The sequence below is a fragment of the Actinacidiphila rubida genome, from assembly GCF_900110255.1.
In the GTDB taxonomy this organism is placed as follows: domain Bacteria; phylum Actinomycetota; class Actinomycetes; order Streptomycetales; family Streptomycetaceae; genus Actinacidiphila; species Actinacidiphila rubida.
In genome coordinates, this window is the sequence record NZ_FODD01000002.1 from 63,290 (window position 1) to 84,134 (window position 20,845).

At 72.6% G+C, this 20,845-nt stretch carries 20 protein-coding genes; 7 read left to right on the plus strand and 13 right to left on the minus strand.

Translation table 11 applies throughout. The features are described from left to right. Nucleotides 1-27: 27 nt before the first annotated feature. From BMW99_RS01920 to BMW99_RS01930, 3 genes are all read left to right on the plus strand, one after another. The gene (locus tag BMW99_RS01920) at nt 28-1,695 is read left to right on the plus strand and encodes an ATP-binding protein (RefSeq protein WP_069462061.1); all 1,668 of its coding nucleotides are present in this window, start codon (nt 28-30) and stop codon (nt 1,693-1,695) included. Further along, nucleotides 1,692-2,381, plus strand: a complete 690-nt coding sequence (locus BMW99_RS01925) for a response regulator (protein WP_069462060.1) — start codon at nt 1,692-1,694, stop codon at nt 2,379-2,381. Before BMW99_RS01920 ends, BMW99_RS01925 begins: the two co-directional genes overlap by 4 nt. Nucleotides 2,382-2,549: 168 nt before the next feature. After that, nucleotides 2,550-3,773 carry a chitinase gene (locus BMW99_RS01930; RefSeq protein ID WP_069462059.1) on the plus strand — a complete coding sequence of 408 codons (1,224 nt, stop codon included), beginning with the start codon at nt 2,550-2,552 and terminating at the stop codon, nt 3,771-3,773. Between the two features lie 123 nt (nt 3,774-3,896). Here BMW99_RS01930 and BMW99_RS01935 read toward each other — a convergent pair whose 3' ends face one another. The 3 genes from BMW99_RS01935 to BMW99_RS01945 are packed head-to-tail and all read right to left on the minus strand — an operon-like array spanning nt 3,897 to nt 6,446. Then, a complete protein-coding gene (locus BMW99_RS01935; protein ID WP_075016118.1) occupies nt 3,897-5,075 on the minus strand; it encodes a GDSL-type esterase/lipase family protein in 1,179 nt (392 codons plus the stop codon). Nucleotides 5,076-5,133: 58 nt separating this feature from the next. Then, entirely contained in the window at nt 5,134-5,703 is a 570-nt protein-coding gene (locus BMW99_RS01940) for a TetR/AcrR family transcriptional regulator (protein ID WP_069467090.1), read from the minus strand. A 26-nt stretch (nt 5,704-5,729) separates the two neighbouring features. Further along, a complete protein-coding gene (locus tag BMW99_RS01945; RefSeq protein ID WP_075016176.1) occupies nt 5,730-6,446 on the minus strand; it encodes an AraC family transcriptional regulator in 717 nt (238 codons plus the stop codon). A gap of 230 nt (nt 6,447-6,676) precedes the next feature. Here BMW99_RS01945 and BMW99_RS01950 point away from each other — a divergent pair, with 230 nt between their 5' ends. Both BMW99_RS01950 and BMW99_RS41100 read left to right on the plus strand, forming a co-directional pair. Next, the gene (locus BMW99_RS01950; protein WP_069466184.1) at nt 6,677-7,345 is read left to right on the plus strand and encodes an alpha/beta fold hydrolase; all 669 of its coding nucleotides are present in this window, start codon (nt 6,677-6,679) and stop codon (nt 7,343-7,345) included. 135 nt (nt 7,346-7,480) lie between these two features. Next, a complete protein-coding gene (locus BMW99_RS41100; protein WP_176735639.1) occupies nt 7,481-7,657 on the plus strand; it encodes a hypothetical protein in 177 nt (58 codons plus the stop codon). Between the two features lie 48 nt (nt 7,658-7,705). Here the strand turns inward: BMW99_RS41100 and BMW99_RS01955 are convergent, their stop codons facing one another. Beyond that, a complete protein-coding gene (locus BMW99_RS01955; protein ID WP_245791134.1) occupies nt 7,706-11,152 on the minus strand; it encodes a ricin-type beta-trefoil lectin domain protein in 3,447 nt (1,148 codons plus the stop codon). Between the two features lie 497 nt (nt 11,153-11,649). On the opposite strand from BMW99_RS01955, the gene BMW99_RS01960 reads away from it, so the two are divergent. Together BMW99_RS01960 and BMW99_RS01965 are read left to right on the plus strand one after the other, a co-directional pair. After that, nucleotides 11,650-12,417, plus strand: a complete 768-nt coding sequence (locus BMW99_RS01960; RefSeq protein WP_075016119.1) for a DUF4097 family beta strand repeat-containing protein — start codon at nt 11,650-11,652, stop codon at nt 12,415-12,417. A 91-nt stretch (nt 12,418-12,508) separates the two neighbouring features. After that, nucleotides 12,509-13,123, plus strand: coding sequence for a dihydrofolate reductase family protein (locus BMW99_RS01965; RefSeq protein WP_075016120.1), 615 nt, complete (start codon nt 12,509-12,511; stop codon nt 13,121-13,123). Here the strand turns inward: BMW99_RS01965 and BMW99_RS01970 are convergent. The 9 genes from BMW99_RS01970 to BMW99_RS02010 form a co-directional block, all read right to left on the minus strand. Next, nucleotides 13,108-13,920 carry a nuclear transport factor 2 family protein gene (locus BMW99_RS01970; RefSeq protein ID WP_069463269.1) on the minus strand — a complete coding sequence of 271 codons (813 nt, stop codon included), beginning with the start codon at nt 13,918-13,920 and terminating at the stop codon, nt 13,108-13,110. The genes BMW99_RS01965 and BMW99_RS01970 overlap by 16 nt on opposite strands. A gap of 45 nt (nt 13,921-13,965) precedes the next feature. Beyond that, a complete protein-coding gene (locus tag BMW99_RS01975; protein WP_069463268.1) occupies nt 13,966-14,850 on the minus strand; it encodes an aromatic prenyltransferase in 885 nt (294 codons plus the stop codon). 64 nt (nt 14,851-14,914) lie between these two features. Then, on the minus strand, nt 14,915-15,163 hold the full coding sequence (locus BMW99_RS01980) for an acyl carrier protein (RefSeq protein ID WP_069463262.1): 249 nt from the start codon (nt 15,161-15,163) through the stop codon (nt 14,915-14,917). 48 nt (nt 15,164-15,211) lie between these two features. Further along, entirely contained in the window at nt 15,212-16,222 is a 1,011-nt protein-coding gene (locus tag BMW99_RS01985) for a beta-ketoacyl-ACP synthase III (protein ID WP_069463261.1), read from the minus strand. Next, entirely contained in the window at nt 16,219-17,331 is a 1,113-nt protein-coding gene (locus BMW99_RS01990; RefSeq protein WP_069463260.1) for an AvrD family protein, read from the minus strand. Before BMW99_RS01990 ends, BMW99_RS01985 begins: the two co-directional genes overlap by 4 nt. 132 nt (nt 17,332-17,463) lie before the next feature. Next, complete coding sequence (locus tag BMW99_RS01995) at nt 17,464-18,069, minus strand: flavodoxin family protein (RefSeq protein WP_069463259.1); 606 nt, start codon at nt 18,067-18,069, stop codon at nt 17,464-17,466. Nucleotides 18,070-18,095: 26 nt separating this feature from the next. Further along, nucleotides 18,096-18,809, minus strand: a complete 714-nt coding sequence (locus BMW99_RS02000) for an AAA family ATPase (RefSeq protein ID WP_075016121.1) — start codon at nt 18,807-18,809, stop codon at nt 18,096-18,098. 603 nt (nt 18,810-19,412) lie between these two features. Beyond that, complete coding sequence (locus tag BMW99_RS02005) at nt 19,413-20,033, minus strand: L-threonylcarbamoyladenylate synthase (RefSeq protein ID WP_069463266.1); 621 nt, start codon at nt 20,031-20,033, stop codon at nt 19,413-19,415. Nucleotides 20,034-20,161: 128 nt separating this feature from the next. Further along, nucleotides 20,162-20,797 carry a DUF1345 domain-containing protein gene (locus BMW99_RS02010; RefSeq protein WP_069463258.1) on the minus strand — a complete coding sequence of 212 codons (636 nt, stop codon included), beginning with the start codon at nt 20,795-20,797 and terminating at the stop codon, nt 20,162-20,164. Between the last annotated feature and the right edge of the window lie 48 nt (nt 20,798-20,845).

A 20,845-nucleotide genomic window follows, 5' to 3' on the forward strand; every position in this document is an offset into this window, starting at 1 on the left:
AGGCGCCACCGCAACGAAGAGGTACCTGTGACACCCATCCGCTTCCGGGCAGGACGCGGCGGAAGGCGCCGGCTTTCCACCCGGATCCTCGCCAACGAACTGGCCATCCTCGCGCTCACCGGCCTGATCGGCTTCGTCCTGTTCGCGTTCGCGCAGCGGGCCGAACTCGACCGCTCCTACGAGCAGCGGGCGCTGGCGATCGCCCGGATCGCGGTGGCGGATCCGCAGATCCGGCAGGCCACCGAGTACGGGGACCGCGACCACGTCGTGCAGTCCGTCGCCCAGCGCATCGGCCAGGCCGCCCACGCGTCGTACGTGGTGGTGATCGACCTGCACCGTATACGGCACTCGCACCCGATGGCGGCCCTGATCGGGAAGCCGGTCGCCGAGCCGATCGTGGTCAGGGACGGCCATTCGCACGTCGGCATCGACCAGGGCGCGTTGGGGCGCTCCGCCAACGCCAAGGCTCCCCTGTACGGTACTTCGGGCGCCCTGGTCGGCGAGGTGTCCGTCGGCATCCCGGAACGCGCCGTGCTCAGCGAGTTGTGGTCCGAGCTGCCGACCTTCGGGCTCTACGCCGCGCTCGCCACCGCGATCGGCGCGGCCGCGGCCTCCCTGCTGGCCCGCCGGCTGAAGCGGACCACGTTCGGCCTGGAGCTGGAGGAGATCGCCTGCCTGTTGCAGGACCGGGAGGCGATGCTGCACGGCATCCGGGAGGGCGTGGTCGCCGTGGCCCCCGATGGGCGGGTTACCGTCATCAACGACGAGGCCCGGCGCCTGCTCGGCGTCGGCACGGCGCTCGGCCACCGGCTGGACGAGGTGCTGCCCGACGGCCGGCTGCGCCGCGCCCTGGACGGCACCCTGACCGGCACCGACGTCAGCGTCCTGACCGACGACCACTGCCTCGTCGTCAACCGCATGCCGGTCAGCCTGCAGGGACGCGCCCTGGGCGCGGTCGTCACCGTCCGCGACCGCACCGAGCTGATCGGCCTGCTGCGCGAACTGGACTCCGTGCGCGGGCTGACCGACGCGCTGCGGGCCCAGCAGCACGAGTTCACCAACCGGATGCACACGCTGGCCGGACTCCTGGACATCGGCGAGCACGAGTCCGCGTACGACTACGCCATCGAGACGGCCCGCTCCGGGCAGGCCCTGACCGAGGCCGTGCGCCGCCACATCGGCAACCCCCTCATGGTCGGGCTCATCGTGGCCAAGACCACCGTCGCCGCCGAACGCGGCGTGACGATCGCCCTCACCGACGACTCGGCGCTCGGCGACGACCCGCCGCACCTGCGGCGGCTGCTGACCATCGTCGGCAACCTGCTCGACAACGCGGTCGACGCGACGGCCGAGGCGCCACCCACCGGGGAAGGCCGCCGGATCCTGCTGACGGTGACGGAGGCCGACGACCTCGTCGTGGTCCGCGTCGCCGACAACGGCCGGGGCATCGCCCCGGGCACCGCCCAGTCGATCTTCGAGGACGGCTGGTCGACCCGCCCGGGACGGGGCACCGCGCGCCGCGGGCTGGGGCTCGCGCTGGTGCACCGCCTGGTGCAGCGGCACGGGGGCACCATCACGGTCAGCGAGGGTCCCGGCGCGGTCTTCACCGTCGTCCTGCCGCAGCCGGGCACGGCGGCGGCCCGTCGGGGCGCACTACTGACGCACGCGTCCTCGAGGGGAAGTGAGCTCGGATGATCCGGACCCTCGTGGTGGACGACGACTTCCGGGTCGGCCAGATCCACAGCGACTACGTGCGCCGCGTCCGGGCGTTCGACGTGGTCGGCAGGGCCGCGAACGTGGCCGAGGCCCTGGCCGCGGTCCGCACCCTGCGGCCGGATCTCCTGCTGCTCGACATCTTCCTGCCCGACGGCAGCGGCCTCGACGTCCTGCGGCGGCTGAGTCAGGACCGGGCCGACACCCGTCCCGACGCCCTGGTGATCACCGCCGACCACGACATCTCCTCCGTGCGGGCCGCGATGAAGCTCGGGGCCGTCGGCTACCTGGTGAAGCCGTTCGGATCCGCCGACCTCGCCGAACGCCTGCACGCCTACCGTGAGTTGCGAGACCGGGCGGACGCCCTCAGCCGGACGGCGACGGCCGACCAGGCCGACGTGGACGCGCTGTTCAGCGCGGCCCGGCCGCCCGCCGTCCCCCGCATCCCGGCCAAGGGCCACTCCGCGCCGACACTCAGCGCGATCCACCAGGCCCTGCGCGCCAGCCGCGGCGCCCTGTCCGCCGCCGAGGCCGCCGAGGCGACGGGCGTCTCCCGGGCCACGGCGCAGCGCTACCTGTCCTACCTCGTCAAGGAGGGCACGGTCCGTCTCGAACTCCGCTACGGCACCAACGGCCGCCCGGAGCACCGCTATCGCGTCGCCCGGTGAGGTCCCGCCGGGGTGCCCGCGGCCCCTGGCGGGGGCGGCGGGAGTGTGGGGGAAACGGGGAAGTTGGTCTAGTCCTCTTGACGCGGCACGGCTGCGCGCTGTTTGGTACGTACCAACTCAGGCCTGAGACGCACGCTCCCCCCACCACTTCACGCTCGAGGGGCTTTCATGCACCTTGCGAAATGGGCGGCCTCCGCCTCCGCGCTCACGCTCGCGACCGCCGGTGCGGTCTTCGCCCTGGCCCCCGACGGCAACGCCGCGGCGACCAGCGCCTACGCCGTCGCTCCCTACGTCGACATGTCGAACAGTCAGGAGGGCATGCTCGACACGGCCCTGACCGGGCACGGCCTCAAGGCCTACACCGCGGCCTTCGTGCTCGGTTCCGGCTGCAACCAGATCTGGGGCGACACCCTCCCCATCGGTGCCGACTCCTTCACCGACCCGCTGATCGCCAAGGCGAAGTCCGAGGGCGCCTCCCTCATCATCTCGTCGGGCGGCGCCAGCGGCCTGCCACTGGCGTGGACCTGCTCCACCCAGAGCTCGATCGACGCCGGTTACCAGGCCCTCATCAACGACTACGGCGTCACCCAGCTGGACTTCGACATCGAGGGCGCGGCCGTGGCGGACACGGCGGCCACGGCACGCCAGATGCAGGCGATGAAGGACCTCAAGGCGTCCAACCCCGCCCTGCAGTTCTCCGTGACGCTGCCGGTCCTGACGAGCGGGCTCACGAGCGACGGCGTGAACATCCTCAAGGCCGCCAAGACGGCCGGCGTCAAGATCGACGTGGTCAACATCATGACCATGGACTTCTACGCGGGCACCGGCACCGAGATGGGGCAGGGCTCGGTCTCCGCGGCCCAGGCGACGCTGTCGCAGATGCAGTCGGTCGACTCCGGCTACACCTACGCCAACCTCGGGATCACCCCGATGATCGGCAAGAACGACGACGGATCCACGTTCACCCTGGCGGACGCCCAGACCGTGGAGAACTTCGCCGCCCAACACGGCGTCGGGCGGCTGGCGTTCTGGTCGGTGAACCGCGACCAGCCGTGCAGCGGGAGCGCCAACTCGCTCTCCACGTGCACCCAGATCAGCCAGAACAGCCTGGCGTTCACCGACACCTTCCAGCAGTTCGCGGGCGGTTCGGGCGGCACCACCGGCGGGACGACGACGGGCGGAACCACCACCGGCGGGACGACCGGCGGGACCACGACCGGCGGGGGCGGGACGACCTGCACCGTCGCCTCGTGGAGCTCCTCGGCGATCTACACCGGCGGCAACACCGTCTCGTGGAAGGGACACAACTGGCAGGCCAAGTGGTGGACGCAGGGCGAGGAGCCCGGCACCACCGGCGAGTGGGGCGTCTGGCAGGACCTCGGCGCCTGCTGAGCGGCAGCGCTCCCGGGCCGCCGAGCTCCTGATCTTCTGAGCTGCCCGGCCTTCGACACCCCACGGCCCGGCCCCGCTTCGGGGGCCGGGCCGACCGCTGTCCGGCCGCGTGCTGCCGTGTGGTCAGGCGGCCGTGACGGCGAACGCGCCCCCGTCCCCGAACGCGAGCCGCGCGAAGTTCTCGGCGATGCGACGGTGTCCGGCGGGGTCGGGATGGATCTCGTCCGGCAGCGGGAACTCGGCGTAGTCCTTCTCGCCGTACAGGTCCCGGCCCTCCAGGTAGTGCACGTGCGGGTCGTCGGCGGCCCGTTCCGCGACGATCCGCGCGAGTTCGTCCCGGATGACGTTGAGCGTCAGGCGCCCGAACGCCCGCTCGGCGGGATCGCCCGTCGCCCTGAACCGCAGGGTCCCGTCGGCGAACTCGGGCGCGAGCGGCCCGGGCGTGTCCTCCTGGACCGGGCACAGGATCGGGGAGACGACGAGCAGCGGCGTCCGGGGATGCCCCTCGCGGATGGTGTCGAGGAAGCCGTGGACCGCGGGAGCGAAGGCCCGAAGGCGCATCACGTCGGCGTTGACGACGTTGATGCCGATCTTGACGCTGATGAGGTCCGCGGGCGTGTCCCGCATGGCGCGGGCGGTGAACGGGTCGAGCAGCGCACTGCCGCTGAAGCCCAGGTTGACCAGGTCGACGGCGCCGTCGGCGGCGGCCAGGGCGGGCCATGTGGCGGCCGGGCTGGCCGCGTTCGACCCGTGGCTGATGGAACTGCCGTGGTGCAGCCACACCCTGCGCCCGCTGTCGGGCACCGGCTCGACCGGGGCGTCGGTGCGCAGCGCGATGACCTCGGTGACCTCCGTATGCGGCAGCCAGATCTCGACGTCCTTCTCGCCCGCCGGCAGATCGGTGAACCGCGCCGTGCCGGGCGGCCCCGGGGTCAGCTCGAAGGCCTGGGTGAACATGTCCGTGATGGTGCGCACGTTGCCGCCGGTGACGGTCGCCTGCGCGGCCGGAGTGCCGTCGACCAGCAGGTCGTACACGCCGTCCGGCGGGGGCGGGAAGCCCTGGTAGACCCGCTTGGTGGGCAGCGTGTCCAGCTCGACGGCGGTCGCCCGGGTCCGGAAGACCACCCGCACGCCGGAAGGCTGCGCCTCGGCGACGGCGAGTTGGTCGTCGGGGATCTGCCGCCGCGCCCGGGCGGGCAGCCGGTGCGGCAGCAGTCCGTGGGCGGTCGCTTCCACCTCGAGGTGGCCGCGCAGCATGTCCGCGGTGACGGGTGTGGTGATCCAGCCGTGTTCGAAGGTCATTGCCTCAGCCTGGTGTTCGGAATCCGATGGACCGTTCGGGGCCGCGGGCCCCGGCGGGTCAGGGGGTGGCCCTGTTCCGCAGCAGCACGTCGAGGGAGTCGATGATCCAGTCCCAGGACTGCTGCGCGTCGGGCGCGCTGTGTGCGAAGCCGCCGGCCAGCTCGAGGCTGACGTAGCCGTGGAAGACGCTGCCCAGCATCCGTACCGCGTGGGTCTGCTCCGGCTCGGGCAGGTCGTAGCCGCGCAGGATCGCGCGGGTCATCTGCGCGTGCCGTACCCCGGCACTGGCCGCCGCCGTCTCGGCGTCGAGCCGCAGGCGCGCCGCGTCGTAACGGCCCGGGTGCTCCCGGGCGTAGTCGCGGTAGGCGTTCGCGAAGGCGGCCAGGGCATCCCTGCCCGCCCGCCCGGCCACGGCGTCGGAGACCCGGTCGGCGAGCTCCTCGAGCGCGAACAGGGCGATCCTCGTCCTGAGGTCCTGCGAGCTCTTCACGTGCGAGTACAGGCTCGCGACCTTGACGTCGAAGAGGCGGGCGAGCGCGGAGACCGTCACGTGCTCGAACCCGGCCTCGTCCGCCAGCTCCGCCCCGGCTCGCGTCAGCCGCTCCGGGGTCAGTCCCGCTCTCACCATCACACTCCTCCGATTTACCGAAGAGCCTAGCACATTTGCCTAAAGCCTTTAGGTTGCTCGGCACGGTAGCGGCCCGGGGTCGTCCCGATGAGGTGGGTGAACGCCGCGATGAAGCCGCTGGGGTTGGCCCACCCGCAGGCGTACGCGGTGCGGAGGGTGTCATGGCCCTCGGCGAGGAGCACGAGCGCGTGGTGGACGCGCAGTTGGGTGCGCCACTCGTAGAAAGTCATGCCGAGTTCGGCGCGGAACAGCCGGCTCAGGGTGCGGGCACTGGCTCCGGCCCTGGACCCCAGTTCGGCCAGCGTGGCGTTGTCCGCCGGGTTCTCGTCGAGCATCCGGGCCAGGGCCCGCAGCCGGTCGTCCCGCGGCTCGGGCAGGTGCAGGGGCTGCTCGTCCGCGGCGCGGAGTTCGTCGACGAGGACGCGCAGCAGGCGGGCCCGGGCGGGGCCGCGGTAGGCGGGGGCGGGATCGCCGTCGCGGGGGCCGGTCAGCGCGAGCAGCACCTCGCGGGCGAGGCCCGAGGTCGGGAACACCGCGGGGCGGTCGGGCACGAGCCGGGCGAGGGAGGGCGGAAGGAAGACGATCCGCATGTCGGTGTCTCCGTGGGCGCGGTGCCGGTGCGTGAAGCCGGCGGGCGTCCAGGCGACCCGGTTGGAGGGAACGATCGACGTGCCGCGCTCGGTCTGCAGGCTCAGGACACCGCGGGCCGCGTGGACCAGATGCCCCCGCGCGTGCTCCTGCACGTCGCTCGTGCCGCCGGAGAGCCAGAGGTGGCGCCCGCCGGACGGCCACACATGTGACGTCGGGCCGGCGTTCCGGGCGGCTCGGGGAGCTTGGCGGCGAACGGGCATCGGTTGGCATCCTATCGGTGGCCCGCCATGGCGTGATCCGGCGACACTGCCTGCGTGGACGGGGCCTTCCGCCGCGTGCGGCGCCGCGGCCACGACCCGTCGAGAACAGAGTGGAGACTCGCATGGCGACATTCGTCCTGGTGCCCGGCGGCTGGAAGGGCTCCTGGTCCTACGAGGCGGTGGTTCCGCTGCTGGAGCACGCCGGTCACACCGTTCACGCCCTGACCCTGACCGGTCTGCGGCCGGAGGACGACGCGGCGACGGTCGCGACCGCCGACCTCGACACCCACGCCGGCGACGTGCTGCGGCTCCTCGATCGGGCGCACCTCAGCGGCGCGACCCTGGTCGGCCACAGCTACGCCGGGATGGTGATCGCCGCCGCCGCCGATCGCGCCGGGGGCCGGGTCTCGCGACTGGTGCACCTCGACGCCTACGTGCCGCGCGACGGCGAGTCGTGCTGGTCGTCGGCGAACGACCACTTCCGGAAGGTGTTCGCTGCCGGCGCCGCGAGCACCGGCTACTCCGTCCGGCCGCCGGACGGCGGCGATCCCCGCCGCCGTCCCCATCCCCTCGCCTCGTTCCTGCAGGCGGTCCGGCTCACCGGTGCGCACGCCCGGGTGCCCCGCCGGGAGTTCGTCTTCTGCTCGGGATGGGAGGACCGGACGCCGTTCACCGGCCTCCGCGCCCGGCTCCTTGCCGATCCGGAGTGGCGGGTCCACGACCTCCCGACCGGCCACGACGCCCTGCACGAGGCCCCGGAGGCGGTCGCGGCACTCCTGCTGGCCGAGTGACCGCGGACGCGCCGCCGCCCTCTGCGCGGGGCCTTGGTGAGGGCGCCTGGCGGGGCGGCGGCGCGACGGGCGAATCGCCGGAACGCACGGCGAGCGCTGCGTCATGACCGGCCGCAGCTCGGGCAGCATGACAGCATGACGACTTCGAAAGTGGCCCTCGCCGCGCAGCGGTACGAAGAGGCCGAGAAAGCCAGGCAGGCCGCCGCGAACGACCTCAAGGCGGAGAGCGCGGCGGCCCTGGCGGGCGGCGAGGACGAGGAGAAGGTCGCCGAGGCGATGCACTGCTCCCTGGAGGAGGTCAAGCAGCTCTGACGCTCCGGCGGGACGGCCCCTGCCGCGGACGCGGCAGGGGCCGCCGGGTCACGTGAGGGCGAACTGCTGGGCGCTGGTGGTGTTGCAGTCGTAGATCTGCAGCAGGTCCCCGGCGGTGTTCTTGTTGTCGGGGTCGTCGAGGCAGCGGCCCGACGCGGAGTTGGACAACGTGCCGTCCGGGCGGCTCACCCAGCTCTGGGCGGCGGAGCCGTTGCAGTCCCACAACTGGACGGACGTGCCGTTGGCCGAGGCGCCGTGGGCGACGTCCAGGCATTTGCCGAAGGTGCGCAGGGTGCCGTCGCCGGGAGCCGACCAGCGCTGCGCGTCGGAGGAGTTGCAGCCCCACAGCTGGACCGCGGTGGCGGACGCCGGATCGGCGTCGGCGACGTCGGCGCACAGCCCCCCGGCCCTGGTGATCGGGCCCGGCGGCAGCCGCCACTGCTGGGCGGTGGTGCCGTCGCACGCGTAGACCTGCAACGGGACCGCGCCGGGCGAGGTGTTGCCGTCGGGCACGTCCAGGCACCGCCCTGAGGCGGAGTTCACCAGGGAGCCGTCGGCACGGCGCGTCCACGCCTGGGCGGAGGTGCCGGCGCAGCCGGCGATGCCGACCACCGCGTGGTCGGCGGTCCCGGTCGCGGTCAGGCACTTGCCCAGCAGGCGCAGCGTCCCGTCGCCGGGGTGCGCGACCTGCTGGGCGGCGCTGTGGTTGCAGCCGTAGAGCTGGACCGGCGTGCCGTCGGCGGTGGCGCCGCCACGCACGTCCAGGCACAGCCCGCCGGCCCCGATCGTCTCGCCGGAGGCCGGGTTCGCGGTGGCCGAACCCGACAGCGTGACGGTGTGGGAGGAGGCCAGCGGCAGTGTGGCGGTGGTGACGGTGACCGTCCGCCGGTTGGCGTTCCACGCCCACGCCGTCTCCGGGAGCTGCACGCCGTCGACGGAAACCGCCGTCGGGGCATCGGAGTCGGACAGCCGCAGGGTGTACGCGCGGGAGCTGGGCGCCCCGCTGTAGGCGCCGGTCTGCGCGCCGATGGTCAGCGTGCGGGAGGAGTCGCTCCACGACAGCGGCGCGGACGTGGACTGGCCGCTGGTGTAGCCGCTGCCCTCGCCCGCGTCCTGGTAGAGGGAGAACGAACCGTCCGCCCCGGCCGCCACGTTGACGGTGAGCTGGGTCAGCGGGCTCTGCCCCTGGTTGTCGACGTAGTCGGTGCGGGTCGGCAGGATGCCACCGGCCTTGACGAACACCGGCATCTGGGAGAGCGGGTCGGTGACGGTCGCCGTGCCGGGGCCGGTGTAGGTGTGCCCGGTGAAGTAGTCCGTCCAGCTCCCCGGGGGGAACCACACCGGCACCGAGCCGTTGCCGTTGGCGTCGTCGGGCGTCGTGATCGGCGCGACCAGGACGTTGTCGCCGTACAGGTACTCGCCGGGGTTGGTGTAGGCGGCCTGCTGGTCGGGATAGTCGAGGTACAGCGGCTGTGCCACGGGCACACCGCTGGTGTTGGCCTGGCGCGCGAGGGTGTAGGTGTACGGGACCAGCGACTCGCGCAGCCGCAGGAACGAGCTCGCGCTGGCCGCGGCGGCGCCGGTGTAGTTCCACGGCAGCCGGTCGCCGTGGTCGGAGTGCATGCGGTCGACGGGCTGGAAGGCGCCCAGCTGCATCCAGCGGGCGTACAGGTCGTCGGCGAGGTGGCCGCCGTGGAAGCTGCCGATGTCGTCGCTCACGTTGCTCAGGCCGGCGGCCGCCTCGTCGGGCGTGAACCGCGCCTCGAAGGCGAGCATGTCCCACGTGGCGGGCGTGTCCCCCGTGAACTGCATCGAGTTGCGCCGCTCCGACCACGGCCCCTGCGGGTAGTTGCCGTCGTCGTCGCCCTGCTGCGAGCCGCCGACGCGGGCGAAGGAGAAGCCGCGCAGTCCCCGGGCGGCCGCGTCGTCGGCGTACGCCTGGTTGATGAAGTTGTCGGGCGCGACCTGCGGGTCGGAGGTCGTCGACGAGCCGCAGCCGGTGCAGTAGTCCAGCCACCACTCGCGCACGCCCTGCTGCTCGAACGGCTGGTGCAGGGACAGGTAGGCGGCGAGCTGGCCGGACTTGGACCAGTCGAAGTCGTAGCGGGTTCCGCCGCCTTCCTGGGTCAGGCCGCCCGCCTGGGAGTTGGCCGCGGCGAACCGGGGATCGCTGCTCTCGATGGCCGGGTGGATGTTCATCGACACCGAGAGGCCCTGCTGCTTCGTCCAGTTCAGGAAGCTCTGCGGGTCGGGGAAGAGGCTGGAGTTCCAGTTCCAGCCGTCCCAGGTGCTGGGGCTCTTCCAGTCGGTGTCGACGACGAGCCAGTCGACGGGGGTGAAGTCGGCGCGGAAGGCCGGCAGCAGCGTGTTCTCGTAGTCCGAAGTGGTGTAGGCGTAGTACCGCGAGTACCAGACCCCGTAGGCCGATTCGGGCAGCAGCGCCGTTCCGCCGGTCAGCGCGTTCAGATCCGCCAGGCCCTGCTTGTAGTTCTGGCCGTAGCCGAAGAAGTAGCCGTCCTCGTAGGGCTGCGAGCCGTGCGAGGGCCGGTCGCTCGTCTGGTGGGCCGAACTGAACAGCGCGGTACGGGTGTCGTCCATCAGGTACCAGCCGTCCCGGTCCAGAACGCCGGGGTGCTCCGTGACGGGCAGCGTCCAGGGATTGTCCAGCGACCGTGACCAGCCGCCGAGTTGGCTGGCCGGGCCGGAACCGTACCCGGTCGTGGTCAGGGTCGTGGCGGCGGGCGGGAACGAGGTCGCGGACTGCGCGGTGACGCCGAAGCTGTCGATGTTGACCTGCCCGGTGTCGCCCGCGTTCTGCAGCAGCGAGACGGCCGTGGTGCCGGCACTCAGGCTGATCGGGACCGAGGTGACCGCCCAGGTGTCCCAGCTCGACGTCGGCGCGAGGCTGAGCGACGGGCCCGCGGTACCGCCCAGGCGGGTCGACAGCGTCCCGGTGCCGGTGCCCTTGGCGTTGGAGTAGCGCACCCACAGCCGGTACTGGCCCGCGGCCGGCACCAGCGACACGTTCTGCGTCAGCGCCGACCCCGTGCCCTCGTACCCGGCGACGAAGCCGGTCCCGGTGTGTCCCGCGTGGTCGTACGCGGTCTTCGCCTGGCCGGCGAACTGCCCGTCCTCCGCCTCGCAGGAGGCGCCGTACGGGCACAGCGACGGGAACGCGGGCTGCGCCGTGACACCCGTCCCGGCGAGCGTCACCGACAGGTTCGCGGGCGTGAAGGGTCCGCTGCCCTGCTTGTAGCGCAAGGTCAGCCCGCTCGTCCTGATCTCGCGGTAGCCGTCGGAGCTGACGTCGGTGGTGTACGACGGCACGGCGAAGGACCGGTTGACGGCGTTGAACGTCGTCCCGTCCTGGAACGCGCCGTCACCCGCGTACTCCAGGCGCACCAGCGTGGGCGTGAGCACCTCGAACCGGGCGTTGCCGTCGACCACGACGGCGGTCGCGGCGGCGGCCGTGGGGGCGGCCGTGACACCGGCCACCGACAGCCCGGCCAGCATGCCGAAGCCGGCCAGGCCCGCCAGGAGCCTCCTGGGGCCGGTGACGCGCGGCGCTCTGCGGCGGAGGAACCCGCCGCGCGTTCGCTTCCTGGCGGGTTCCCGTCCGGGTCGTAAGGCGAACGGAAGTGGTGTGGGGTCCACTTGGGGTACCTCCGGTCTGGGCGGCTGTGCGGTCAGGGGCACGGCGGCGCAGCGCCCCGCCCGGCACGCCCGCCCGACCACCCGGCCCGCCCGCCCGACAACGCTGTCATCCCGCCGCACCGGCATGACAGCACGCCGATGCTGACATGTCCACACCCGCGATGGCCGGAGGGTCGGAAAGTCGCCTGACGGCGACGAGCGGGCAGACGACGCGTATGGGAGCCACTGACACCCCGCCGAAGCCGCCCCACCCGCCCTTCGCGGTCCAGCCGCCCGGCGCTCCCCCACGGCCCGGTGGCCGACCGCATCCGCCGGGACCGCGGCCGCCGTCCCGGCGGATGATGCTCGGGCTGCTCGGCGGGGCCTCGGCGGTCGTGCTGCTGCTGGTGGTGACCGGCCACGCGGGACGGCACCGCGACGCGGGCCTCCCCGGCCCGGGCCCGCGGCTGGACACGGGTGCGCCGGCCACTCCCCCGGGCACGTACGCCCTGCGTGCGGGCGACACCTCGCTGGTGGTCCTCGACGGCGTCTCCGGCCGCATCCAGGTGACCGCCGACCCTCGGGCGCACGCCGTCACCGGCACGTTCCACCCGGCGGACGGCCCAGGTGCCACCCGCGGCCTGCGCGGTGCCGTCGTCCACGACGCGGCCACCGGCGCCGACGCGCTGGCGGTGGGCTGCCGGGACGCCGCCGGGGCGCAGGTGCGGTGCGCCGGCGACCTCGTGCTGACCGTGCCGCGGCACACCGGACTGAGGCTCCGTCAGGCGTCGGGGCAGACCGTCCTGGACGGGCTCGGCGGCGACGTCACCGTGGACGCGTCCTCGGTCCAGCTCACCGCGACCGGGCTGGAGCCCGTACGGGCGCGGTTCACCGTCGCCTCGGGCAGCGCGGACGTCGCCTTCTCCGGCGTGCCCCAGGACGTCGATCTTCAGGAGGTGTCCGCGTCGGTGGCCGTGCGGCTGCCCCGCTCCCCCGACGGGTACGCCGTGACGACGGCCGCGACCTCGGCGAGCACGCAGGTGGCCGTTCCCCGCAACGCCTCCTCGGCGCACCGGATCTCGGTGTCCGTCACGTCCGGTTCGCTGGACGTGACGGCGGAGGGCTGAGGCGGGACGGGGAAGGGGACGGGGAAGGGGAAGGGCGGAAGGCGTCCGCGGGCCGGCGATGAGTTCGGGCGGCGGACCGGGTCTGACAGGTATGACGCACATCATCGCGGACATCTCGATGTCCCTCGACGGCTTCGTCACCGGCCCCGACGCCGGCCCGGACCGTGGTCTGGGCATCGGCGGCGAGGCCCTCCACACCTGGGCGTTCTCGGACGACCCCGACGACCGCCGGGTCCTGAGCGAGGGCACCGCCCGTTCCGGCGCCGTCGTCCTCGGCCGCCGGCTCTTCGACGTCGTCGACGGGCCGAACGGCTGGGACGACACGACTGGCTACGGCGCGCGGGAGGTCGGCACACCCGCGTTCGTCGTCGTGACGCACGCACGCCCGGTGTCCGTGCGCCTCACCGACCTCGACTGGACGTTCGTCACCACCGGCCTGGCCGACGCCGTCGCCACCGCCCGCGCACGGGCGGAGGCGGCGTCCGCCGAGAGCGGCAGGGACCTCGACGTGGTCCTCATGGGCGGCGGCGCCACCGTCGGTTCGGCGCTGGCCGCGGGACTGGTCGACGTGCTGTCGCTGCACCTCGCGCCGGTCGTCCTGGGGGCGGGAACGCCGCTGTTCACCGGGGAGGCGCCGCGCACGCTGGTGCAGCGGAGCGTGCTGGCGACCTCGACCGTCACGCACCTGACCTATGACGTCCTCTGACGGAGGGCGTCGATGACCTCCCCGAAGGGCCGCGGGGAGAACGCGTCGCGGTAGTCGCTGACCAGCCCGTCCCGGAACCGCAGGACGGCCGTGTGGTTGTTGGTGTACACCGCCCCGGTGGCGAGCTTCGCGTGCAGCGTGTACTGGACGCAGACCGCGTCGGAGTTCACGGCCGGGTGGACGCCGGTCAGTTCGGCGTCGAAGGTCTCGCACGCCGCGAAGAGCCTCCGGTACGCGGCGACGATGTCGTCCCGGCCCTCGATGCGGGGCCGGAGCCCGGCGACGGGCTGCGGCAGGGAGACGGTCCCGCGGTCGTGCCAGAGTTCGCCCCACGCGTCGATGTCCCGGTCGTGCAGCAGCGCGAAGAAGCGTTGCGCCGTCGCGGAGTTGGCGGCGAACAGCCCCAGGAACGCGGCCGTGTCGACGTACTCCGTGTACTCGGCGATCCGGTCGCCCGCCGTCCGGAAGATCGACGCGCCCCGGTTGCGGTAGGTGCCGCCGGCGAGCAGGTCGATCTCCATCGTCCAGGTGGCCAGCACCTTCCGGGAGTCGGCCATCGGCTCGGCGTCCCAGGTGATCCGCGTGTCCCCGAAGAGCGTGAAGAACTGGCCGACGGCGGCCGCGATCGTGTCGCGCCCGGTGAACTCGCCCGGGACCCCGTCCGGGGTGACCGGGACGCGGTACACGGCGTCCGGCTCCCACAGACCCGCGAACGCGTCGACGTCCTTGGCCTGGAGTGCCGCGTAGAAGTCGTGCGCGACGCGCAACGCGCGTGTCCCCTCGGTCTGTTCGGTCATGGGCTCGGTGCCTTCCTTGTCGTCGTCGGGGCGCACGGGTGCCGCTCACGCCCGCTGGTCGAGGAACGCGCGGAACAACTCCACCTGCAGCGGCCCGAACCGGTAGTACGAGCCGCCGTTGAACCACACGCCCTCCGGCGACCACTTCACGATCGAGATGCTGAAGCGGTCGCCGTCGTACGTGTACGGGGTGCCGGTCATGAAGCGGGTGAACTCCGGTTCCCTGGCACGGATCAGGGGCAGGTCCAGCGGCCGGGCGAAGCTGATCCGCCGGATCGCCGGGGAGTCCCAGCCGAGCGTGAAGTAGACCCGGAACGTCGCGCGGGCGGACTCCACCAGCTCCGGTTCCGGCTCGGGCAGCCCGAGGCCGCGGACCAGCGAGCGGATGGTGTCCGGGGCGAGGCCGCCGGGAGTCGGGACGTACAGGTTGGTGGTGTGGCTCCGGTAGTCGATCGCGACCATCGCGACGTGCTCCAGGCCGTGGCGGTCGAAGTAGTCCGCATTGCCGGCGAGGGCGCCCGGCATGGACGGGAGCCGGGCCAGTCGCGAGATCCGCTGGACGTCGTGCGGGAAGTGCGCGTAGACCTTGTTGAATCCGCCGGACACGCCGACGTCGATCAGGCACTCGTCGACGGAGCACGCCTTCCGGAGGTCCGGGAGCAGCGAGGCGACGGGATGGTCCGTCCCGGGGACCAGGCCGTGGGACACGGCGTGGGCGTAGGGATCGGTGATGCCGGCCGGCACCTGGATGGTGAGGTCGAGGTCTCCCCCGCGCTCGCCGGCGGTCGCGCTGAAGATGAACCCGCCCTCGAACGGGGTGAACGCGCTCAGGACCGGCCAGAGTCCTTCCCGCGAGCAGGGCACGCCCAGCAGGCCGGACGCCTCCTCGACGGCCGAGTACGCCTCTTCGATCCCGAGGTTCGCGGACATCCACACTCCCAGTTCTCCTCGTCGACGCCGGCGTGGGCCGGCGCTTGCCACGGCGTTCCCGGGCTCAGCCGGTCGCCGCCTTCGCCGACACCAGCTCGGCGACCTTGGCGACCGTGCCGGCGGCGGCGACCTCCTCGCCCGTCATCTCGACGCCGTACCGCTTGGTGAGAATGACCGCCAGCTCGATCAGGGCCAGCGAGTCCAGGTCGAGGCTGTCGAAGCCGGTCTCGGCGGACGTGCCGTCGGGGACGTCGAAGTGGGCCCGCAGCGCGTCGAGGACGGTCTCGGGTCTTACGGAGGTGCTGTGCGTCATGGCGCTTCTTCCTTCCGGGTTCGGGGTGCGGCCGGGTGCGGCCGGTGGTCACTCTGGGGTGAGTCCGGGCCAGGTGAGCGCGGCCGAGCCCCACGTCAGGCCGGCACCGAAAGCGGTCAGCAGCAGCCGGTCGCCCGTGCGGAACCGGCCGCGTGATCCGGCGTCGGCCAGGGCCAGCGGGATGGACGCGGACGAGGTGTTGCCGGCCTCCTGGATGTGGGAGACGACGCGCTCCTGGTCCACGCCGAGGTGCACCGCCAGCGTGCGCAGGATGCGCAGGTTCGCCTGGTGGCCGACGACGTGGTCGACCTCGTCCGCGCTCCACCCGACCCGGTCGAGCACGGCCTGCGACGACTGGCCCATCCGCCGGACCGCCTCGGCGAAGGTCTCCTGGCCGCGCATGTGGATGTACCCGGCGTCCGGCTGCGGCGGCCGGCCGGTGGAACGCTGCCGCGCCCCGCCGCCCGGGATGGTGATCAGGTCCTTGCCGGTGCCGTCCGCGCCCAGGTCGAACGCGAGCAGGGCACCGGGCTCGTCGGCCGTTCCGGCACGCAGCACGACGGCGCCCGCGCCGTCGCCGAAGATCACCGCCGTGGTGCGGTCACCGGGGTTGAGGACGGTGGAGAAGACCTCCGCGCCGATGAGGAGGACGCGCGTGGCATGCCCGGCGGTCAGCGCGGCGGAGGCGGTCGCGATCCCGTAGAGGAAACCCGAGCAGCCGGCCTGCACGTCGAAGGCGGCGGCGGTGCCGAGGCCGAGCCTGGCCGCCACGTCCGGCGCGGTGGCCGGTACGGGCTGGTCCGGGGTCGCGGTGGCCACGATCAACATGTCGACCGCGCCCTGCCCGCCCCCGGCGGACTTCAGCGCCCGGTGACCGGCCTCGACGGCGAGGTCCCCGGTGCTCACGCCCGGATCGGCGACGTGCCGCCGCTCGACGCCGGTCCGGGTGCGGATCCACTCGTCGCTGGTGTCGAAGCGGCGGGACAGTTCCTCGTTGGTGACGGTGCGGGGCGGCAGGTAACCGCCGAGGCCTGCCAGGACGGCGGCACGGGCGCTCATGACCGCCACCTCTCCAACGGGGTGCTGCGCGGCCGGGACGCCGGCAGCAGGTGCGCGACGCCGGCCCGCGACTCGACGCCGTGCAGGCTGCCGACCACGTCGGCGCTGCGCCAGGTACCGGCCGAGGACGGCAGGAGCATGGCCCGTTCCAGCCGTGCGGTCACCTCGTCGCCCGGCCGGGCAGGCGCCGGGCCGGCCGTGACGCGGGTCCGCCGCATCCACAGGTTGTTGCTGCCGGCCCGCTCGATGCCGTCCAGCGTGTAGAGCAGGACCTGGCCGAGCTGCATGGCCGCGATGAAGGCGTCGATCATGGTCGCCGGGGAGTCGGGCGGGGCGCCCTTCGGCGCACCGCTCGACGCACCGCCCGGTTCGCTGCCCGGTTCGCCGGCCGGGCGGGCGCCGAGGCGGCCGCGGCCCGCGTCCCGGATGCCGTCGGGGGCGACCGGGGCGCGGCCCGGTGCCAGGGTGACGTGCGCTGACGCCTGCAGGTCGCCCGCGCCGTCCGCGGTCACGCGGACCGCGGTGAGCAGTTGCTCGCGGGTGCGGTGCGGGATGCCGAACGGGGCGTCGTTCCAGGGGCCGGGCAGTTCCTCGGCCCGGCGGTACAGGTCCGCGGTGCGGGCCGGGGCGCGGCCCGCACCGTGCCGGGCGCGCACCCTGGCCGTCATCGATCCGATGCGGCACTCCAGTGTGGTCGACCATGCGCCGCCGGTGCGGTCGGCGGCCACGAGCCGCCCGCTGACGGGGAACATGTCCAGCTCGTCCTCGTCCGGGCTGGAGCCGGCCTTCAGGTCGACGCACTCCACCGTGAACCCGGCGTCGGGTGCGAGGGTGAACGCGTGGGCCGCGTACAGGCCGGTGAGCCGGGTGGCGAAGAGCATCGCGTCGATGGTGCTGAGATGGGGCTTCTGCCGCCGCGCGCCCTTGCGCGACCAGAGGCCCACGACGTCGATGCCCGCGGTGGCTTCGATTCCTCCGACGCCCGGGGCTCCGGGCGACACGGTGAGTTCGCTCAGCGAGTGCTCGACCCGCTTGAACCCCTCGCCGAGGAACCGTCCCTCGCGTGGGCCGAGCAGGTCGTCCACGGAGGCGACTTCCAGAATGGGCACAGGTCCTCCCCGTCCCGCCGAAGGACGTCCGTTCCGGGCCCGCCGCTTGGACTCGCGCCCCGGAACGGGTCGTTCGGCGAATGCGTGCTTCTGCTGCGGAGCTGCTGCTGTCTTCGTGCGCGTGGGGTGCGGCTATCGGGCGGCTGCGGCCGCCAGCGCCGCGCGTCCCGCGAGGACGATCGCCGTCTGCTCGGCGACGCGCTGCCCCAGGTACTCGGCCGTGGCGATGTCCGCCTTGTGCACGGCGTCGGACGGCAGGTCGCCGGCGACGGTTCCCGCGGCGCCGTTGAAGTACCCCAGCCGGTTCAGGTCGTTCTCGCTCTCATGGCTGAGGTGCCAGCCGGGCAGCAGGCCGAGGCTGACCCAGAGCATCCCGTGCTGGTGGCCGAGGGTCGCGAAGTAGCCCAGGGTGGAGTCCTTGTCGCCCGCCTTGCAGGCGCCGATGGTGAACCCCGAGCCGAGCTTGTCCTTCCACGCCTGGCGTCCCCAGCGCTTGTTGGTCGACGCGGCGAACATGTGGAACTGGCCGGACGCCGAACCCATGTAGGTGGGCGATCCGAAGATGATCGCGTCGGCCGCGTCAAGGGTCTCCCACTTGGTGTCGTCCATGGACTCGACGGTCACCATGGTCACCTCGGCGCCCGCGGTCCGGGCACCGTCGCGGACGGCCTGCGCGAGCACGTCGGTGTGTCCCCTGCCGGAGTGGTGGGCGATGGCGATTGCGGGCGGCTTACCCATCGGTCGTTCTCCTCGTGGTGGGCCGCTCACGCTTGAGCGGGAACGCGTTCGGTCTCCATGCGGAAGTCCTGCCGGCCGTACTCGTTGCGGGCCAGTTCGATGGCCTCCGCCGTGCTCATCACCGGTTTCAGGTCGAAGATCCCCGCGATGGCCTCCAGGCGCTCCGGCATGGTTCCGCCGACGACGTGGTACGGGATCTCCAGTTCGTCCAGCGTCTCCAGCAGCATCGTGTCGATCGCCGCGCGGAACGCCTTGTTCATGGGCCGGTGGCCGTCCGCGGTGATCGACAGTTCGTGCCGCAGGTGGACGTAGGCGTCGTAGGTGTCCTTGACGTGCTTCTTGAAGGCCTGTCCGTACTGGTCGACGACCTTGGCGAAGAAGGCCATCTCCTCCGGGGCCACTTCGGCCCGGCCGCCCTCGTTGCCCGCGGTGGCGTTGGGGTTCATCGTGTTGAACCTGACGCGGCCCGCCCCGTACAGCCATTCCTGGAGGGACGATCCGTCCGAGACGAAGGTGTCCCCCAGGAGTGCCTCCTGCACCGCCCGGCCGGTGTGCCGGCGCATGGTGAGCTGCAGGAACTGCGCCGGCGTCACGTCCACCAGCTTCAGGCCCGGGAAGGTCTCGGGCATGATCTCCCGGATGGTCCGGGCGAGGCTGCGGGGAACGCCGGTGTAGTGCGACAGGGCCATCACCGTCGAGGTCTTGCCCGAGGAGTACGTGCCGGATACGGCGATCTTCACTGGGTGCTCCTGATTCCTCAGCGGCGCGCCCGAACTCCCGGTCCGGGACGCTCCGCTGACTTCAATGGCCCGGCTCGGCCGGCCATGCGACGCCATGGGTTCCGGTCACGGAACGCCACGAAGGACTCACGGGACGCGTTCGATGTCCGGAAAGTCTCTGGATGCCGCGCCCCCGGTGGAGCAGTGTGGAGCTGACACGCACTTCCGCCCCCGTCGCCGCACGGCGGGACGGGGGCGGGCCGAACGCCCTCGACGCATGGGCACGTGAGGAGGGGTCCTGTGCGATCGCGGCGCCTGAAGGGCTCGTTGCCGAGGCGTCACCCGGGCGCCGCCGACGAGTCGGCGCGGCCATGCGGGGCGGTCATGAGGGGCGGCTGCAAGCCACCTCGCCCTGCCCGTGGCTGATTTCGGGCAGGGTGTGTGTGCGGAAATCGTGACACGGGCGAAGCCGCGCGTTAAGGCCAACAGGGATGTGACCCCCGTCACACCGAAAACGGAATTCCCGCTACCACAAAGGGAGTCGACGGACCGTCCGCACTCCCCTGCCTGGTCGGCGCGGTGCGGCGACGTCCGCGGGCCGTCACGGCGGCCCCGGCTGCCGGGCTACTCGAACCGCGCGGTGGGGCCCGCACCGCGGCGCAGGATCTCCGCCTCCCCGCTGGAGAAGTCGACGACCGTGGTGGGCTCGGTTCCGCAGTCGCCGGAGTCGACCACCGCGTCCACCACGTGGTCGAGGCGCTCCTTGATCTCCCAGCCCTGCGTCAGCGGCTCGGCCTCGTCCGGCAGCAGCAGGGTGCTGGAGACCAGCGGGGAGCCGAGTTCCGCGAGCATCGCCTGCGTCACGACGTGATCGGGGATGCGGACGCCGACGGTCTTCTTCTTGGGGTGCAGCAGCTGGCGCGGCACCTCCTTCGTCGCCGGAAGGATGAACGTGTAGCTGCCCGGCGTCGCCGCCTTGACCGCGCGGAACACGTCGTTGTCGATCTGCACGAACTGGCCCAGCTGCGAGAAGTTCTGGCAGACGAGGGTGAAGTGGTGCCGGTCGTCGAGGTTCCGGATCGACCGGATGCGGTCGATCCCCTCGCGGTTCCCCAACTGGCACCCCAGCGCGTAACAGGAGTCCGTCGGGTACGCGACCAGCGCACCGGACCGAATGCTGTCGACCACGCCACTGATCAGGCGCGGCTGAGGGTTTTCCGGATGTACGTCGAAGTATCGTGCCACCGCCCAAGCGTAGGGCCGCTTTCCGGTCGGCGAGTCCATCCCCTGGCCGATTCACGGCATCGGGTGCGTTCCGTACCGCTCCGGGCGACGCGGCCACGGATCCCGTGGCGTCACGGCGGCGGGCGGGGTCAGCCGCTCACGATGCCCACCACGAGGTTGATCGCGGTGGCGAGGATGCTCGTGCCGAAGACGTACGAGAGCAGGGTGTGCCGGAGGACGATCTCGCGGATGGTCGGGCTGGAGACGTCGGTGTCCGAGACCTGGTAGGTCATGCCGAGGTTGTAGCTGAAGTAGAGGAAGTCGCGGTACGTGGGCGGCTGGTCGCTGTTGAAGTCGATGCCGCCCGACGCCGCGTGGTAGACGTAGGCGTAGCGGGTCGCGTACATGAGGTGGAGTGCGGCCCAGGCCGTGAAGACGCCGCACAACGCGGCGACGGCGGCGGCGTTGCCGTTCGCGGACCGGCCGCGCAGGAGCAGCAGGACGATGGCGACGAGCCCGCACGACGCGACCGCGACCACGACCAGTTCCTCGGTGAGCGGCCGGAAGTCCTCGCGCCGGGCGTTGCGGTGGGTCGCCGTCCCGTCCATCGGCCACAGCACGAGCCAGCCGGCCACGACGAAGGACAGTTCCATCACCGCGATCCCGGCGAGCACGGCGAGCGCGGCGTCCGATGTCGGCAGTCCGACGGCGAGACCGGCCAGGACACCGAGGACGACGGCACCGGCCAGCCGCGGCACCGCGTCCAGGGGCATCGAGATCCTCATGCGCCACCCCAGCCATCCCGTTGCGTCACCCGGCGGAGCGACGGTCCG